The sequence below is a fragment of the Mesorhizobium delmotii genome (assembly GCF_900149755.1).
Lineage (GTDB): Bacteria > Pseudomonadota > Alphaproteobacteria > Rhizobiales > Rhizobiaceae > Mesorhizobium > Mesorhizobium delmotii.
In genome coordinates this window covers 347,897-364,734 of record NZ_FUIG01000013.1, presented here as the reverse complement: position 1 = coordinate 364,734, position 16,838 = coordinate 347,897, and the positions used below count along the sequence as shown (strand labels likewise).

Genomic DNA, 16,838 nt, shown 5'->3' with positions numbered 1-16,838 from the left:
GAATTGGCAATCGAACGGTAGCGGGTACTGCCTAAAGCGCCGTTAACCGCTTCGTTACAGCTTCCTGAGCGCCACTTCCTCGACCAGATGATTGGCGCCCTTGCGCAGGATGAGATCGGCGCGGGCTCGCGTCGGCAGGATGTTCTCGCGCAAATTCTTCAGATTGATGTTGGTCCAAAGGCCTTCGGCGATGGCGCGGGCCGCTGCCTGCGAAAGTTGCGAATAGCGGTGGAAGAAGGAGTCCGGATCGCGGAAGGCGGTCTCGCGCAGCCGCATGAAGCGGGCGATGTACCATTGATGGATCAGCTCCTCTTCGGCATCGATATAGATGGCGAAGTCGAAGAAATCTGACAGGAAAGGCACGATCTTGCCGTCCTTCGGCAGCTTGCCCGGCTGCAGCACGTTGATGCCTTCGAAGATCAATATATCCGGCCGGTCGATAGTCTGGAACTCGCCGGGAACGACGTCGTAGGTCAGGTGCGAATAAACAGGCGCGCGGACATTGCGCTGCGCCGATTTGATGCCCGACAGGAAACGCAGCAATGCGCCGACATCGTAGCTGTCGGGAAAGCCCTTGCGCTCCATCAGATTGTTGCGGCGCAGGATTTCGTTGGGAAGCAGGAAGCCGTCAGTGGTGATCAGATCGACCTTGGGGCTCGACGGCCAGCGCGCCAGCAATTCCTTGAGCACGCGAGCCGTGGTCGATTTGCCGACCGCGACAGAGCCGGCAATGCCGATGATGAAGGGCGTTTTGACGACATCCATCGCGTTGAAGAAGGCCTGGCGCTGCCTGAACAGAAGCTGGCTCGCCTCGACATGGGCCGACAAAAGCCGCGACAGCGAAAGATAGATGCGCTTGACCTCTTCAAGGTCGACCGGGTCGTTGAGCGAACGCAGGCGACGGACCTCGTCCTCGCCGAGCGTCATCGGCGTGTCGGCGCGGAACTGCGACCATTGCTCCGCCGAGAAAAAGCGAAAGGGCGAATATTTCTCGGTGGGGGCGAGCTGGTCCATCGAGTTTCCTACCCTCCGCAGCGATCAGCCCCGGTCCTGCCGAGACGCCTTTTCGGCGATGCCCGAACGACCGGTGCGGCGTTCGAGTTCGGTCAGGACATCGGCAAGCGGAATGCCGGCGACGCCCAGAACGACAAGCCAATGATAGATGAGATCGGCGCTTTCCGAAACGAGGGCTTGTCTGTCACCGCCAACGGCCGCGATAACCGTTTCGACCGCCTCTTCGCCGAGCTTCTGCGCCGCCTTGTCGATGCCGCGTGCGAACAGCTTTGCCGTCCACGAATCCGGATCGCCGGAATGCGCGCGTTCCCTGATGATTGTCTCCAGCTCGGAGAGCGAAAACTCAGCCATTGCGCCATCTATCTGCTTGTTTAAGCATGATCTTTTCCGAAAACCGGTTGCCACTTTTCGCTTGCGCGGACCTTCGGTTCGGGATCATGCTTTAGAGCCGATCACCTGGGGTGTCCAGTCGCATCGGCAGGCCGGCGCGGGCCATATGCGCCTTGGCTTCGGCAATGCTGTAGGTGCCGAAATGGAAGATCGATGCCGCCAGCACCGCGCCGGCATGGCCGTCGCGAATGCCCTCGACCATGTGATCGAGCGTGCCAACGCCGCCGGAGGCGATGACCGGCGCACGCACGGCGTCGGCGACCGCGCGGGTGAGCGCGATGTCGTAACCGGCCTTGGTGCCGTCGCGATCCATCGACGTCAGCAGGATCTCGCCGGCGCCGCGATCGACCATCTGCTGAGCGAATTCGACCGCGTCGATGCCGGTCTTCTCGCGGCCGCCGTGGGTGAAAATCTCCCAGCGGGCGGCCTCGCCTTCGCCCGACACTTTCTTGGCGTCGATGGCGACGACGATGCACTGGTTGCCGAACTTGTCGGCCGCCTCGGCGACGAAATCGGGATTCTTCACCGCCGCCGTGTTGATCGACACCTTGTCGGCGCCGGCCAAGAGCAGCTTTCTTATGTCGGCGACCTGGCGCACGCCGCCGCCGACGGTAAGCGGCATAAAACATTGTTCGGCCGTGCGGGCGACGATGTCGAAGATGGTCTCGCGATCTTCGGACGAAGCGGTGATATCGAGAAAGCAGAGTTCGTCGGCGCCGGCGGCGTCATAGGCCTTGGCCGCCTCGACAGGATCGCCGGCATCGACCAGGTCGACGAAATTGACGCCCTTGACGACGCGGCCGTTCTTGACGTCGAGACAGGGGATGACACGGGCTTTCAGCATCAGATCCTCGTAAGCGCGGCAAGAAAATCGCCAAGCAATTGCCCGACGACAGGCGGAACCTCGCCCTTGGCGTCAAAGGCAGGATCGTAGGCGGACAGGGTGACGCCGACGATCGGGATCGACCTGGCCAGCCCGCAAACCAGTTGCCGCAGCTGCTCCGGATTTGGACCTCCCGGCCGTGCGTAGCGGTTCACCTGCAGCACATCCGGATCGTGAACGTCCAGATCCAGATGCAAATGGACTTGGGCCGCGCCGGCCGCCTTGAGCCTTCCGACATTGTCGAGTGCATCGGCCCATCGGGTGCGAATGATCGGCAACGTCTCTAGAAGCCAGCTTTCATCGGGGTCGAGGTCGCGTGCATCGACCAGCATGCACCGCGACGGGTCGATCGCCTGGAAGCCGGGAATCGCTGACGTCATCGGGCGCCAGCAGAGCCCCAGCGTCGTCGCCAGCGCCATGCCGTCGAGAAAGCCGTAGGCGGACGTCTCGGGCGTGTTGAGATCGCCATGCTGATCGATCCAGATGATCGAATCCGCGGTATCGCCAGCCACCGCACCGGCGGCGGTCAGGCAATTTCCGGCGAGCACGATGGGAAAACGCTCATCGTCGCGCGCCATGTCGACCTTGGTGGCGACTGCCCGACAAACCGCGAAACCTGTCGCGATTTCGCGTCTCTGAGCATCGCCGACCTCGCCGATGTCCTCGACGATGACATCATGGCCGCGCAAGGCAAGTTCATCGACAAGGCCGCCGGCAATGATGGCGTCGGGGCCTTGGCCGAAGCCGGCGTGGTAAAGGCCGCTGTCATAGGGTGCGAGAATGATCGAGAGCTTCATCGCGCCCTCGCCTTTTCCGGTCCTGCCGCCAGGATCGCCAGTGCCTCGGCCGGATCGATACGCCCGTCATATAGCGCGCGGCCCGAGATGGCGCCTTCGAGTTTTTGCGCATCGGGCATGGTCATGCGCACGATGTCGGCGATCGAGGCGAGCCCCCCGGAGGCGATGATCGGGATAGACACGGCGTCGGCGAGATCGATGGTGGCATCCCAGTTTATGCCGGTCAGCACACCGTCGCGGTCGATGTCGGTGTAGATGATGGCGGCGACGCCGGCGCCCTCGAACTTCCTCGCCAGTTCGATGACGCCGAGGCTCGAGGCCTCGGCCCAGCCCTCGACCGCCACCTTGCCGCCCTTGGCGTCGATGCCGACGGCGATCCTGCCCGGGAACGCCTTGCAGGCCTGCCTGACCAGATCCGGATCGCGCACCGCCACCGTGCCGAGAATGATCCGGGCCAGCCCGCGATCGAGCCAGTCCTCGACCTGCGCCAGGGTGCGGATGCCGCCGCCGAGCTGCACCGGGTTTTTCGTCGCCTTGAGGATGGCGCCGACCGCCGCGCTGTTGACGCTCTGGCCCTTGAAGGCGCCGTTGAGGTCGACGACATGCAGCCATTCAAAGCCCTGTTGCTCGAAAGCCCTGGCCTGGGCGGCCGGGTCGTCATTGTAGATCGTCGCGGTCGCCATATCGCCGTGCTTCAGGCGCACGCACTTGCCGTCCTTGAGGTCGATGGCCGGGAACAGGATCACTTTCAGGCGCCCTCGACGATCGCGAAATGGCCGGTCGAAGCCGCCAGTCGATTCCGTAGTGCGGTCTGATAGGCCGGCGACTGGTAACAGATCAGCGCTGTCTGGTAAGAGTCGAACTCGACCACAACATGCCTGTCAAATTCCGATCCTTCGGGGTTTGTGACCTCTCCGCCGCGCACGAGATAGCGGCCGTCGTAGCGCGAAATGGCGTCACCGATGGCGTCACGGTAGCGCTGGTAACCCTCGGGGTCAGTCACCGTGAGCATGACCATCCAGTAGCCTTTCTTGCTCATGATCCTAGGGCCTCCAGCTCAAGAAGTTAGTGATCAGCGCCAGGCCAAGCGCCTGGCTCTTTTCGGGATGAAACTGCGTGCCGGCGAGATTGTCGCTGACAACAGCGGCCGTCACCGGACCGCCATAATCGGCAATCGCGAGCACGTCGTCGGCTTTCCTGGCGTCGAGATGATAGGAGTGGACGAAATAGGCGTGCAATCCCTTGGTGCCGGTCGGAATGCCGGAAAACAGCGGATGCTTGCGCGTGAGCTCGATCGTGTTCCAGCCGATCTGCGGTATCTTCAGCGCCGAATCGGCCGGGGTGATCTCCTTGACGTCGCCGGCGATCCAGCCAAAACCTTCTGTAACAGTCTTTTCCAGGCCCCGCTCCGACATCAGCTGCATGCCGACGCAGATGCCGAGGAACGGCCGCCCCTTGACGGTCGCGACCTCCTCGACGGCCTCCCACATGCCGGCCACAGCGCGCAGCCCGGCCGCGCAATCGGCATAGGCGCCGACGCCGGGTAGGACGATGCGGTCGGCGGTCCTGACACGCTCGGCATCGGCGGTCTGGTCGATCGCGGCGGCGATTCCGGCTTCATGCGCGGCGCGCTCGAAGGCCTTGGTGGCCGAGCGCAGGTTGCCCGAGCCGTAGTCGATGATCGCGACCCGCATGTCAGGGTCTTCCCGGAGTGTGGTTCAACCCTAGCGCGATGCCCATATGCGCTGGCCGGGCATGGGCAGCATCCGGGACGATGCGTTGCGGGGGCGCTTGCTCATCCGAATGCGCTTCGGCTTCCAGCACATAGCGCGTATCGGCATCATCGAGCCTGTCGGCCGCGACGACGCCCCATTCAAGCCAGCCACGACGGCGCAATGCGGCAATCCGCAAGGCCTGCCCTTCCAGACCGACATAGAGCGATACAAGCAGCGACAGCAGCGGGCCGGCCAGCCCAAGGCTCAATCCTTCGGCAAGCATCGAAAAAAAAGCCATGGTGACAAACGCCAGTGCTGCCTCGATCCACAACCGGTGCCAGAGCAGCCATAGCGGCGGCACGAGGAAGCCGAGCCAGGAAAACCCATCACGGACAAAGGCCGTTGTGTCAGGCTTTTCGCCGCGGCCCGGCGGTTCCATCACGACATAGATGGCCATCGCCTATCCCTTCAGAGATCCCTTGGTGGAGGGAACCGCGTCCGGCTGGCGCGGGTCGCTTTCAAGCGCGAAACGCAGCGCGCGCGCCACCGCCTTGAAGCAGGTCTCGGCGATGTGGTGATTGTTGGCGCCGTAGTGGTTGGTGACATGCAGCGTGATGCCGGCATTCTGCGCCAAGGCCTGGAAGAATTCGCGCACCAGTTCGGTGTCGAACGTGCCGATCTTCGGCGATGAGAACGCAACGTTCCAGACAAGGAAAGGACGGCCGGAAACGTCGATCGCCGCGCGCGTCAGCGTCTCGTCCATGGCGAGATCGACCGCGGCATAGCGCATGATGCCGCGCCGCTCGCCCAACGCCTTGGCCAGCGCCTGGCCGAGCGCGATGCCGGTGTCCTCGACCGTGTGGTGGTCGTCTATGTGCAGATCGCCCTTGGCCTTGACCGTCATGTCGATCAGCGAATGGCGCGACAGCTGGTCCAGCATGTGGTCGAAGAAGCCGACGCCCGTTGAAATATCGGATTTTCCCGAGCCGTCGACCTGGACCGATACGGAGATGTCGGTTTCCCCAGTCTTGCGGCTGGCGTTGGCGGAACGGGGCGGCATGACCTCATCCTTGTGCAGAGTTCAGACGTTCCAAGCGTCCACGTGCTTGAAAACGAGAGCCTTCTAGCAGCATGATCCGGCGATTGCCAGTTGCCATGCCAAGGGATATCGAGCCTGCGGATGACCGGTTGGCAATCATCGGGCCTATGCATACATATGGTCGATCAAGTCACTCGTAACGCGCCAATCGCCGTTTCGGGATCGGTGCTGATCGGAGCAGAAGATGTCGAATGAACTGACCATGCACGCCACGACCATCTTGACCGTGCGCAGGGGCGGCAAGGTGGTGATCGCCGGTGATGGCCAGGTCAGCCTCGGCCAGACCATCATGAAGGGCAACGCCAAGAAGGTGCGCCGCATCGGCAAAAGCGGCAATGTCATTGCCGGTTTCGCCGGCGCCACCGCTGACGCCTTCACGCTTCTGGAGCGGCTCGAGGCCAAGCTCGAACAATATCCGGAGCAATTGACGCGGGCCTGCGTCGAGCTCGCCAAGGACTGGCGCACCGACCGCTATCTGCGCCGGCTGGAAGCGATGATGCTGGTGGCCGACAAGTCGGTTTCGCTGGCGCTGACCGGCACCGGCGACGTGCTCGAACCCGAACATGGCGTCATGGCCATCGGTTCGGGCGGCAATTACGCGCTGGCCGCGGCGCGCGCCCTGATGGACACGGACAAGGATGCCGAAGAAATCGCCCGCAAGGCGATGCAGATCGCATCCGACATTTGCGTCTACACCAACAACAACTTTGTCATCGAAACCCTCGATGCCGGCTGAGCCGGCCGCTGGCCATGATCCCGAAAAGTGGAAACCGGTTTTTGCTTCGCTGACCTTCGGTTCGGAGAACGATCATGGCCAAACAAGAAAATAGATATGACTTTCGGCCGATGACCGAGGCGGACCTGCCGATGATCGCGGCATGGCTGGCCGAGCCGCATGTCGCGGAGTGGTGGGACGATCCCGAGACGGAGATCGCCCAGATCCGCGAACACATCGACAGCATTTCCGTTGAGCCGCTGATCATCGAGCTCGACGGCTCACCGATCGGGTACATGCAGAGCTACGACCCGCATCTGGAGGACGGCCATCCCTACAGCGACCAGCCGTTCGGCACGCTCGGCATCGATCTGTCGATCGGCAGGCCTGAGCTTGTCGGACGCGGCCACGGCTCGGCAATTGTCCGGCACTTCGTGGAACAGCTGTTCGAAGAAGGGGTGCCGCGGGTCATCATCGACCCGGATCCATCCAACGGACGAGCGATCCGCGCCTATGAAAAGGCCGGTTTCAGAGCTATCGATCGAAGGCAATCGGAATATGGCGACGCCGTGCTGATGGCAATCGACGCAGAAGAAGGTGACGCCGAATAGGGCGACGCCGAAGAGGGGCAGTAACAACATGAGCACAACCGGCGCCGACAAGACCGTCTCGGCCTATGAAGACAGTTGGCGGATGGGACTTCTGCTCGTCCTCGGCCTGATCATATTCCAGGCCGGAGCCCTTTACGGCATGGGCCGAACGCCGATCTGCACATGCGGCTATGTCAAGCTGTGGCACGGCATCGTGCAGAGCTCGGAGAATTCCCAGCATATTTCCGACTGGTACACATTCTCGCACCTCATCCACGGCTTCCTGTTCTATGCGCTGGCGTGGTTTCTGTTCCCGCGCTCGCCGATCGGGCTCAGGCTGGCATTTGCGGTGGTCATAGAGGGCGGCTGGGAACTTCTCGAGAACAGCCCTTTGATCATCGAGCGCTACCGGGCCGGCACGATCTCGCTCGACTATTACGGCGACAGCATCATCAATTCGGTGGCGGACACGCTGGCCATGGTGCTGGGATTTGTGATGGCGCGCAGGCTTCCTATATGGGTGATCGTGACCCTGGCGGTCATCTTCGAATTCGGTGTCGGCTACATCATCCGGGACAATCTGACACTCAACGTGATCATGCTGCTGCATCCGTTCGAGTCCATCCGGCAGTGGCAAAGTGGAATTTAGGAATATGAGCACATTTTCGCCCCGCGAGATCGTTTCGGAACTCGATCGCTTCATCATCGGCCAGAAGGACGCCAAGCGCGCCGTGGCCATCGCCTTGCGCAACCGCTGGCGCCGCCAGCAGCTCGAAGGCCAGATGCGTGAAGAGGTGATGCCGAAGAACATCCTGATGATCGGCCCAACCGGCGTCGGCAAGACCGAGATCTCGCGTCGCCTGGCACGCCTTGCCGGTGCGCCGTTCGTCAAGGTCGAGGCGACCAAATTCACCGAGGTCGGCTATGTCGGCCGCGACGTCGAGCAGATCATCCGCGACCTGGTCGAGATCGCCATCGGGCTGGTGCGCGAGAAAATGCGCGAGGATGTCAAGGCGCGCGCCCATATCAATGCCGAGGAACGTGTGCTGGAAGCGCTCGTCGGCAAGACGGCGAGCCCAGCCACGCGCGACAGTTTCCGCAAGAAGCTGCGCGACGGCGAACTCGACGACAAGGAGATCGAGATCGAGGTGAGCGATACCGGCACTGGCGGCATGCCCGGCTTCGAGATCCCCGGCATGCCGGGCGCCAATATCGGCGTGTTGAACATCAACGACATGCTGTCGAAAGCCATGGGCGGCCAGAAGACCAGGACGCGCAAGACGACGGTGAAGGAATCCTACGCGGTGCTGGTCGGTGACGAGTCCGACAAGCTGCTCGACCAGGATGAGGTGGTGCGCAGGGCGCTCGAATCGACCGAAAACGACGGCATCGTCTTCCTCGACGAGATCGACAAGATCGCCTCGCGCGAGGGCGGCATGGGCGCCGGTGTTTCCCGCGAAGGCGTCCAGCGCGACCTGCTGCCGCTTGTAGAAGGCACCACGGTCGCGACCAAATACGGACCGGTGAAGACGGACCACATCCTGTTTATCGCATCGGGTGCGTTCCACGTTGCCAAGCCGTCCGACCTGTTGCCAGAATTGCAGGGTCGTCTGCCGATCCGCGTCGAGCTGCGTGCACTGGAGAAGGACGATTTCGTCCGCATCCTGACCGAGACCGAGGCCAGCCTGATCAAGCAGTACATCGCATTGATGAAGACCGAGGGCGTCGATCTCGTCTTCACCGACGACGCCATCGATTCGCTGGCCGGCATCGCCGTCGATCTCAACGCCAGCGTCGAGAACATCGGCGCCAGACGGCTGCAGACGGTGATGGAACGGGTGCTGGACGAGATCTCCTATGATGCGCCGGACCGCCACGGTACCTCGGTCACCATCGACGCCGCTTATGTGCAAAAGCATGTCGGCGATCTGTCCAGAAACACGGATTTGTCGCGATTTATCCTGTAGCAGGCGATCCATTCTACAAGAGATGGGGCCGGGCGACCCGGCAAGTTCCGAGACGTGTGGCCAAATGGAAGCATCTGGCCAGCTTTTGTCTTGCCGGTTGCAGGGGCTCTCGACTCCCCTTCCAGCTTTACCTAGTTTGCCGGCAACTACAGCGCCGCGCATCAGTTGGGCGTGCAAAGGGCGTTATACAGTTGGTTTTGCGCACGACCCCCGAAAATCGATTCCGGGGGTCATGCGCTGTTGCAGGCGGCGGCGCATGAAAAAACTGATCCTCGTCATTCTCGGGCTGACGCTGGCGACAGCCATGTTCGCCGCCGAAGCGGCGACGATGGTGCCGCCGGGCAACAGTCATGCCGAGCAGCCCAACATACCGGGCGCCTCAAACCGGCGCACCCAGGCCACCAACACCACCTTCCAGGCAAAATACAGCAAGGTCTATGCGCTGCTGCAGCACGACGCCGGTCTTCGCGGCAAGATCAGCCAAGCGGCGGCGACCTATGGCATCGACCCGATGCATATCGTCGGCGCCATCGTCGGCGAGCACACCTACAATGTCGACGCCTACGACCGGCTGCAGACCTACTACGTCAAGGCGATCTCCTATCTGTCGAGCAAGCTGTCCTTCGCCTATGAAGGCGAGGACATCACCGATTTCGTGCAGCGGCCGCAATTCCAGGAATGCGCCGGCAAAACGGACAGTTACGCGCTCTGGGAATGCCGCGAGCAGGTGTGGAACCAGTCCTTTCGCGGCAAGACTGTCGGCGGCGAGAGCTACCCCGACGACCGCTTCGGCGCCACTTTCTTCCAGCCCTACTATGCCGGCCAGACTTTTGGCCTCGGTCAGCTCAATCCGCTGACCGCGTTGCAGATGAGCGATCTCGTGCACCAGGTTTCCGGCCTGCCGAAGCTCGACGTCGGCGATCCGAACGCGGTCTACAAAACCATCATGGATCCGGACCTGACACTGGATTATGTCGCGGCGACGATCCGGAAATCGATCGATGCCTACCAGAGCATTGCCGGCTTCGACATATCGGGCAATCCCGGCATCACATCGACGCTCTACAATGTCGGCAATCCGGAACAGCGTGCCCATGCGCTGAAGGCCGAGAACGACAGGCGCCGCGACGCGGGCGAACCGGAGAAGCTGCCCCAGGAAAATTACTACGGCTGGCTGGTCAACGACAAATTGCCGGAGCTGAAGGCGCTGTTTTAGTGGTGAAATCCGACTCTTGTTGCCTGACGACCACAGCCGCCCTGGGGTTGAGCCGCTGTTGGCGAGAGCCGATACAAGAGCGCAAATGCAAGTGGACGACGCACTCGGCCAAGGAGCCTATTGCCCTTGATGCAATCCCTTGCATCCGCGCACTTAGGCTCGGGTTCGCGCCCGCTTCGGAAGCGTTCGTAAGCGCCTAACTTGTCCGGGAGGGTTTCCTGTGGTCCGCTTGAAGGCACGGCTGAAAGCGGCTTCGGAAGGAGCGCGAGATCGGTCACCGCACCGTCAGGGTCGTCGGCGATGACATGTTTGGTGCCATGCGGAAGGAGCACGACGTCGCCCTTGTCCAGCCGCTCCGGTTCAGACCCCTCGACAAGCACCCAACAGGTGCCTTCGGCCACGAAATGGAAGCGAATTCCTCTTTGGAATTGCAGGCCGATGCCCCAAGGCCGCGTTACCTCGGCCCGGCAGTAACTCGCCTCCGCTGGCCTGAGGTCATCGAGGAACTGCCGAAGAAGATGGACGACAGGATCGGCAGAATTGGATGATCGAGCATGCATCTCGGACGCAATATCATTGTTCGTCCGGCATTCCACAATAGGCTTCTTCCCTGCTACCAATAGATACGTGGCAACATTGAGGGAGATGTCGGTGCTTTTTCCAAAGCTCGCGGCGGCGATAGCCGCAGTTGTTATCCTGCCGTCTCAGACTTACGCGCTGGAGAATACATACCTGCCCGTTGAGAAGGTGCCGTATTATGAGGAAATGCCTGGCCAGCCCCACCGACTGGGTCCCTTATGGGGCAAGCGCGATGTGGGTCCGGCCGGAACGCTGCTGAAAGTACCCGGGGGATGGCAAGCACCCATACATGCACATACGGCAGACTATCAGGGCGTTGTCATCGAGGGCACCTGGAGCCACTGGGTGCCCGAAATGGGCGAGGGCAAAGGCATCGAACTGCGGCCCGGATCATACTGGACCCAGAAGGCAGACCAGATGCATGCCGATGCCTGCATGTCCGAAAAGCAGTGCGTGATCCTTCTTATCAACACCGAGCCTTATTCCACTTTTTTCAAGAGCCGGTAGCTGGGCAACAACTATGCAGTGTGACCTGGACGGGCAGAGGCCCAATGGCTACCAAGCGTCGGATTGTCACCACTAGAACGACAAGCGTTCCGCCAGTTCCGGAACCCGCACCGGCTCATGCCGCCAGCAGCGACTTCAGCTTGATCGTTTGCGAACCGAGCGCCTCAGGCGCCGGCTTTGCCCTTCTTGCGATCAGCATCTCGGCCAGCCTTATGTCGCGGGCGACCGCGTTGCCCGGGCCGATGCCGCTCGCTGCGACGAGCCTGCCGTGCTGCGCCAAATGGAACAGGATGAAGGCGCCGTCGTCGAGATCGCGACGCACGACCTTGCTGCCCTCGTCCGAGAGCCCAGATATCTGCAAGGTCAAGCCGTACTGATCCGACCAGAACCATGGCACCGCCGCGTGGGCCTCACCGGCGCCAAGCATGTTCCTGGCCGCAAGCGCGCCCTGCTCCTGCGCGTTGCGCCAGGCCTCCAGCCGCACGCGCCGGCCGCCATAGACGGCAAGCGGAAACGAGCAGCAATCGCCGGCGGCGAAGATGTCCGGATTGCTGGTGCGAAGCTCGGCATCGACCGCTATGCCGTTGTCGATCGTCAGCCCCGCCTCCGCGGCAAGTCCGGTCACTGGCACGGCGCCAATGCCGATCACGGCCAGATCGGCGACGATGTCCTGTCCGCCGGCAAGCGCGATGCGCACCTCGGCGCCATCGTCGGCGATCGCCGCGATGGCGTCGCCGCACAGGATTTTCACGCCTTCGGCTTCATGCGCCTCGTGGATGATTTTGGCGATCTCGGCCGGCACGCCGCGCATCAGGATGCGCGGCTGCGCCTCGATGACGGTAACCGTTGCCCCCAGCCTGCGCGCCGCGGCGGCAAGTTCGAGGCCGATGAAGCCGCCGCCAACGATGGCAATGCGGTTTCCGGCGCTGAGATGGGCGCGAATGGCCAACGCGTCGTTGAAGGTCCGGAGATAGACGCAACGCGGTCCAAGGCCGGGCATCGGCAGCTTGCGCGGCACCGACCCGGTCGCCAGCAAGAGCTTGTCGTAGGGCAGGACCGAACCGTCCGACAGGTGTACGAGATGCGCCGCGCGGTCGATCGCCACCGCCTGAACCGAATGGATATGCCGGATCGATCTCCCGGCCAGGATCTCATCGCTGGCGATCGCCTTGATCATGGGCGCATCGCCGACCATCGCGTCTTTCGACAGCGGCGGCCGCTCATAGGGCAGATGCGGCTCGTCGCCGACCAGCGTCACCGGCCCGTCATAGAAGAGATCGCGCAGCGCCAAGGCAGCCCGCCCGCCGCATTCGCCGGCACCGATGATCACCATCCCCTTCGTCATCACAGTCACCCGATCTGAATGAGGACTTTGCCGGCATCGACCTTGACCGGATATGTCCTGAGATGGACGCAGACCGGCGCGCCCCTTGCAGCACCGGTCTTGTAGTTGAAGCGGCCATTGTGCTTCGGGCATTCGATGATGTCGTCCATCACCAGCCCGTCGGCCAGATGCACCTTCTCATGCGTGCAGAGACCGTCCGTTGCGAAATATTCGTCGTCGGGGCTGCGATAGATGGCGAAGGTGCGGCCGCCATGGTCGAACCGCATCACGTCCTCTTCGTCGATGTCTTCGGAATCACAGGCCTCGACCCAGTCGCTCATCAGTCCTCCCGGCAGTTTTTTGCTTGGCCAACTTGCCCGGCACGGGCGCATGTCATTCCGCTGCTGCCGCGACAGCATCGTTGTCGTTGTGGAATTCCTCGCGATAGGGCTTCGCGGTCGGCGGCAGCGCGCGCTTGAGGAAATAGTCCTCATTCCGCAGCTGGCGCACGAAGGCAGGCACCATCTCGCGATAGCCGGCCAGGATCGACGGCGTCGGCGTCGGCAGGTCGTGCTTGATCAGTTCGTGCAGCCTCGGCAGCGCGTGATAAGGCACCATCGGGAACATGTGGTGCTCGACATGGTAGTTCATGTTCCAGTAGATGAAGCGGCTGATCCGGTTCATGTAGACGGTGCGGCTGTTGAGGCGATGGTCGATGACATTTTCGGCCAGGCCGCCATGCTGCAGCAGGCCGGTCATGACATGATGCCAGGCGCCGTAAAGCCTGGGCAGCCCGACCAGCATCAGGGGAAGGAACGAGCCGCTATAAAGTGCCAGCGCGATGGTCGCGGCGTAGATCGCCGTCCAGATGCGGGCAATGCGGATCGCCTTTGGCTGCTCCTGCTCGGGAATGAAGGTCTTTTCCGCCGGGCTGATGATGCCGGCCGCATTGCGCAGCATGTCGGTCATGGCATGCCAGGCATCGACAATGCCGAAGAAGTTGAGCACGACGCGCAACAGGTCCGGTGGGCGCATCACCGCGATCTCCGGATCGCGGCCGACGATGATCGTATCGGTGTGATGCCGCGTATGGCTCCAGCGCCAGGTCACCGGATTGCGCATGATCATGAAGCAGGCGATCTGATAGATCGCATCATTCATCCACTGCGTCCTGAACGCGGTGCCGTGACCGCATTCGTGCCAGCGTGAATCGGTAGAAGAGCCGTAGAGGACGCCATAGACGAAGAAGAACGGCACGCACCACCATGTGCCCCAGAACCAGGCGCCGCCCGCGCCGCTCAGGATCAGGGCGCCGAGCCAGATGGTGGTGTCGCGGATCGCCGGCCCGTCGGAGCGCTGCATCAGCTCCTTCATCTGCTTTCGGGGCACGTCGGTGTGATACCACTCGGCCGCGGCCAGCCCGGTCTCGACGGCAAGCTTCGCGTCGCGGCCGAGCAGGCTGTAGTCTCGCCGGGACGGTGCTGCGTCCATCGTTGTGCCTCCACCAGCGTCCTGCGATCCGCCCCGGCCAATGACCGGGCCGCGGTCGCAAGCATCGTAGGCTAGAAATAGCGCCAAGCCATGATAGGCTCAATATCACAAAGATAGTTTCTATCATTTCCCATCAGAATGATGTAGACTGCTTTGGCAAGCGAAGAGACAGCCATGGCAAAACGGCCGACCATCACCGATCTGGCGCGCGCCTCCGGCGTCAGCGTCGCCACCGTCGACCGGGTGCTGAACAATCGCCTGCCGGTGCGCGAGGAAACCGCGCGCCTTGTCTATGAGGCCGCGACCGATATCGGCTATCACGCCGCCGGACTGATCAAGCAGCGGATGCGCCAGGAACTGCCCGAATACCGGCTCGGCTTTCTGCTGCTGAGGGGTAATGATGTTTTCTACAGCGATTTCGCGCGGGAGCTCGAACTGGCGGTGTCGCAATCGCAGCGCTTCCGCGGCGTCGCAACCATCGACTTCGCCAGTTCGCTGGCGCCCGATGAAATCGCTGCCCAGATGCGCAAGCTGGCGGCGAGATCCAGGGCCGTCGCCCTTGTCGGTCCGGACCATCCGACGCTGACGGCAGCCGTCGAGGCACTGAAGGCGAGAGGGCAACCCGTCTTCTCGCTGCTGTCCGACTTTGCCGCTGGCATCCGCGAAGGCTATGTCGGCCTCGACAACCGCAAGGTCGGCCGCACCGCGGCCTGGATGATCGCCAGGGCGGCGAGGAAGCCCGGCAAGGTCGCCCTTTTTGTCGGCAGCCATCGCTTCCATGGCCATGAGCTACGCGAGATCGGCTTCAGATCATTCTTCCGCGAGCATGCGCCGGAATTCACGGTGCTGGAGACGCTGGTCAATCTGGAGGCCAACCAGGTGACCCATGATGCGATGATCGATCTTCTGGCGCGGTACCCGGATCTTGCCGGCTGCTACGTCGCCGGCGGCGGCATGGAAGGCGCGGTCTCGGCGCTCAGGGCAGCGAGGCCCGTAAATATGCCGGTGGTCGTCTGCAACGAGATCAACGCCGAGTCGCGCGCGGCGCTCGCCGACAACATCCTGACCATGGTGATTTCGACGCCGCTGGCAGCATTATGTCGCGAACTTGTCGGGCTGATGGCGCATGCCATCGAGGCAGGCGCTGCCAATGCGCCGGGCCAGACCTTCCTGCCCTTCGATATCTATCTACCGGAAAACATCTAGGTTCGGGCAAAACGTCTGGGCTCAGACAGGGATCCAGGTTCAGATCGGGCACCACGATGCGTCGGCAATGATGTGAACCATCAACCTGATGGATTCTTGCAGAAGATTTGCCGGCCCTCAGCCGCGTTATCCGAAAATCCGGCATCCGCTTTCGGAATCTCCTTGACGCCCGCACGCAGAATGGAATAAATATTTCACCAGATAGGTATTTTGGTTCTTTCGTTCCGGAACATCTGTTTCAACGGAGGGCTTGGCGTTCCAGTCAACGCGGAAATCGCCATCGGGAACGGAGATGGCAATCGGGAGAGATTCCCTGGAAGATCGGGGATTCCGGGTAGATCGGTGCAGCCGGACACCAATTCTGTGGAGGAGAAATAAAATGAAGAAACTGCTTTTGGGCGTCGTGTTTTCGGCGCTGATGAGTTCGTCCGCCCTCGCGGCCAAGATCGGCGTGTCGATGGCGCTGTTCGACGATAATTTCCTCACCGTGCTGCGCAACGGCATGATCGAGCAGGCCAAGGGCATGGACGGCGTGGAGCTGCAGGTCGAGGACGCGCAGAACGACGTCGCCAAGCAGCTCGACCAGATCAAGAACTTCGTCGCCTCGGGCGTTGACGCTATCATCGTCAATCCGGTCGACACCTCGGCCACCCAGGCGATGTCGGACGCAGCGGCTGCGGCCAAGGTTCCGTTGGTCTACGTCAACCGCGAGCCGGTCAATGTCGACACGCTGCCGGACAACCAGGCTTTCGTCGCCTCGAACGAGGTTGAGTCAGGCACTCTCGAGACCCAGGAGGTCTGCCGCCTGTTCAAAGAGGCCGGTAAGACCGAGGCCAATGTCTACGTGATCATGGGCGAGCTGTCGAACCAGGCCGCGGTGCAGCGCACCAAGGACATTGACGACGTGATCGCCACTCCGGAATGCAGCTTCATCAAGATCATCGACAAACAGACGTCGAACTGGAAACGCGAGGAAGCGCAGAATCTGATGACCAACTGGCTGTCGACCGGCACGCCGTTCGATGGTGTGATCGCCAACAATGACGAAAGCGCCATCGGTGCCATCCAGGCCATGAAGGCTGCCAACATTGACATGAAGTCGGTTGTCGTCGGCGGCGTGGACGCCACCCAGGACGCGCTTTCCGCTATGCAGGCGGGCGATCTCGACGTGACCGTGTTCCAGGATGCGGCCGGTCAAGGTGCCGGGGCGCTGGACGCGGCGCTCAAGCTTTCCAAGGGCGAGGCGGTTGAACAGAAGGTCTACATCCCGTTCCAGCTGGTCACGCCGGCAAACATCGACAAGTTCCTGCAGAAGAACTGAGGCAGAGGACCGTTTTTCGATAGG

Annotated in this window: 21 protein-coding genes; 8 read left to right on the top strand and 13 right to left on the bottom strand. The window is 62.1% G+C overall.

Annotated features, from left to right (window positions below):
• Positions 1-54 precede the first annotated feature (54 nt).
• The 9 genes from coaA to hisB all read right to left on the bottom strand — a co-directional run bounded on the left by coaA (position 55) and on the right by hisB (position 5,859).
• A complete protein-coding gene (coaA, locus tag BQ8482_RS03245; RefSeq protein WP_095494005.1) occupies positions 55-1,014 on the bottom strand; it encodes a type I pantothenate kinase in 960 nt (319 codons plus the stop codon).
• Positions 1,015-1,038: 24 nt separating this feature from the next.
• Positions 1,039-1,365 carry a phosphoribosyl-ATP diphosphatase gene (locus tag BQ8482_RS03240; RefSeq protein ID WP_095494006.1) on the bottom strand — a complete coding sequence of 109 codons (327 nt, stop codon included), beginning with the start codon at positions 1,363-1,365 and terminating at the stop codon, positions 1,039-1,041.
• A 91-nt stretch (positions 1,366-1,456) separates the two neighbouring features.
• Complete coding sequence (hisF, locus tag BQ8482_RS03235; RefSeq protein ID WP_123146237.1) at positions 1,457-2,248, bottom strand: imidazole glycerol phosphate synthase subunit HisF; 792 nt, start codon at positions 2,246-2,248, stop codon at positions 1,457-1,459.
• On the bottom strand, positions 2,248-3,084 hold the full coding sequence (locus BQ8482_RS03230) for an arginase family protein (RefSeq protein ID WP_123146236.1): 837 nt from the start codon (positions 3,082-3,084) through the stop codon (positions 2,248-2,250). Before BQ8482_RS03230 ends, hisF begins: the two co-directional genes overlap by 1 nt.
• Entirely contained in the window at positions 3,081-3,830 is a 750-nt protein-coding gene (gene hisA, locus BQ8482_RS03225; RefSeq protein ID WP_123146235.1) for a 1-(5-phosphoribosyl)-5-[(5-phosphoribosylamino)methylideneamino]imidazole-4-carboxamide isomerase, read from the bottom strand. The genes BQ8482_RS03230 and hisA overlap by 4 nt, the downstream gene beginning before the upstream one ends.
• Before the next feature lie 2 nt (positions 3,831-3,832).
• Positions 3,833-4,123 (bottom strand): DUF1330 domain-containing protein, encoded by a 291-nt coding sequence (locus BQ8482_RS03220; RefSeq protein ID WP_123146234.1) that lies wholly within the window; start codon positions 4,121-4,123, stop codon positions 3,833-3,835.
• Between the two features lie 4 nt (positions 4,124-4,127).
• Complete coding sequence (gene hisH / locus BQ8482_RS03215; RefSeq protein ID WP_123146233.1) at positions 4,128-4,778, bottom strand: imidazole glycerol phosphate synthase subunit HisH; 651 nt, start codon at positions 4,776-4,778, stop codon at positions 4,128-4,130.
• Position 4,779: 1 nt separating this feature from the next.
• Positions 4,780-5,256, bottom strand: a complete 477-nt coding sequence (locus BQ8482_RS03210; RefSeq protein ID WP_123146232.1) for a DUF2628 domain-containing protein — start codon at positions 5,254-5,256, stop codon at positions 4,780-4,782.
• 3 nt (positions 5,257-5,259) lie between these two features.
• Complete coding sequence (hisB, locus tag BQ8482_RS03205; RefSeq protein WP_123146231.1) at positions 5,260-5,859, bottom strand: imidazoleglycerol-phosphate dehydratase HisB; 600 nt, start codon at positions 5,857-5,859, stop codon at positions 5,260-5,262.
• Between the two features lie 223 nt (positions 5,860-6,082).
• Here hisB and hslV point away from each other — a divergent pair, with 223 nt between their 5' ends.
• From hslV to BQ8482_RS03180, 5 genes are all read left to right on the top strand, one after another.
• Positions 6,083-6,634, top strand: coding sequence for an ATP-dependent protease subunit HslV (gene hslV, locus BQ8482_RS03200; RefSeq protein WP_123146230.1), 552 nt, complete (start codon positions 6,083-6,085; stop codon positions 6,632-6,634).
• A 74-nt stretch (positions 6,635-6,708) separates the two neighbouring features.
• On the top strand, positions 6,709-7,224 hold the full coding sequence (locus BQ8482_RS03195) for a GNAT family N-acetyltransferase (RefSeq protein WP_123146229.1): 516 nt from the start codon (positions 6,709-6,711) through the stop codon (positions 7,222-7,224).
• A 28-nt stretch (positions 7,225-7,252) separates the two neighbouring features.
• On the top strand, positions 7,253-7,852 hold the full coding sequence (locus BQ8482_RS03190) for a DUF2585 domain-containing protein (RefSeq protein ID WP_123146228.1): 600 nt from the start codon (positions 7,253-7,255) through the stop codon (positions 7,850-7,852).
• Positions 7,853-7,856: 4 nt separating this feature from the next.
• Positions 7,857-9,170, top strand: a complete 1,314-nt coding sequence (hslU, locus tag BQ8482_RS03185) for an ATP-dependent protease ATPase subunit HslU (RefSeq protein WP_123146227.1) — start codon at positions 7,857-7,859, stop codon at positions 9,168-9,170.
• Positions 9,171-9,426: 256 nt separating this feature from the next.
• Positions 9,427-10,386 (top strand): DUF1402 family protein, encoded by a 960-nt coding sequence (locus BQ8482_RS03180; protein WP_123146225.1) that lies wholly within the window; start codon positions 9,427-9,429, stop codon positions 10,384-10,386.
• Here BQ8482_RS03180 and BQ8482_RS40480 read toward each other — a convergent pair.
• On the bottom strand, positions 10,383-10,946 hold the full coding sequence (locus tag BQ8482_RS40480) for a cupin domain-containing protein (protein WP_123146224.1): 564 nt from the start codon (positions 10,944-10,946) through the stop codon (positions 10,383-10,385). The two genes, BQ8482_RS03180 and BQ8482_RS40480, sit on opposite strands and share 4 nt — an antisense overlap.
• A 91-nt stretch (positions 10,947-11,037) precedes the next feature.
• On the opposite strand from BQ8482_RS40480, the gene BQ8482_RS03170 reads away from it, so the two are divergent.
• Positions 11,038-11,472: a DUF4437 domain-containing protein gene (locus tag BQ8482_RS03170; protein WP_425294066.1), complete on the top strand. Its 435-nt coding sequence runs from the start codon at positions 11,038-11,040 to the stop codon at positions 11,470-11,472.
• Positions 11,473-11,587: 115 nt separating this feature from the next.
• Here BQ8482_RS03170 and BQ8482_RS03165 read toward each other — a convergent pair whose 3' ends face one another.
• From BQ8482_RS03165 to BQ8482_RS03155, 3 genes are read right to left on the bottom strand one after another with little or no spacing between them, the layout of a single operon-like run.
• Positions 11,588-12,817 (bottom strand): NAD(P)/FAD-dependent oxidoreductase, encoded by a 1,230-nt coding sequence (locus tag BQ8482_RS03165; RefSeq protein WP_123146222.1) that lies wholly within the window; start codon positions 12,815-12,817, stop codon positions 11,588-11,590.
• Positions 12,818-12,822: 5 nt separating this feature from the next.
• Positions 12,823-13,137 carry a Rieske (2Fe-2S) protein gene (locus tag BQ8482_RS03160; protein WP_123147347.1) on the bottom strand — a complete coding sequence of 105 codons (315 nt, stop codon included), beginning with the start codon at positions 13,135-13,137 and terminating at the stop codon, positions 12,823-12,825.
• 52 nt (positions 13,138-13,189) lie between these two features.
• Positions 13,190-14,287 (bottom strand): fatty acid desaturase family protein, encoded by a 1,098-nt coding sequence (locus tag BQ8482_RS03155; protein ID WP_123146220.1) that lies wholly within the window; start codon positions 14,285-14,287, stop codon positions 13,190-13,192.
• Between the two features lie 174 nt (positions 14,288-14,461).
• On the opposite strand from BQ8482_RS03155, the gene BQ8482_RS03150 reads away from it, so the two are divergent.
• Both BQ8482_RS03150 and BQ8482_RS03145 read left to right on the top strand, forming a co-directional pair.
• Positions 14,462-15,493 (top strand): LacI family DNA-binding transcriptional regulator, encoded by a 1,032-nt coding sequence (locus tag BQ8482_RS03150; protein WP_123147346.1) that lies wholly within the window; start codon positions 14,462-14,464, stop codon positions 15,491-15,493.
• Between the two features lie 379 nt (positions 15,494-15,872).
• The gene (locus tag BQ8482_RS03145; protein WP_123146218.1) at positions 15,873-16,814 is read left to right on the top strand and encodes a sugar ABC transporter substrate-binding protein; all 942 of its coding nucleotides are present in this window, start codon (positions 15,873-15,875) and stop codon (positions 16,812-16,814) included.
• The last annotated feature ends 24 nt before the right edge of the window (positions 16,815-16,838 follow it).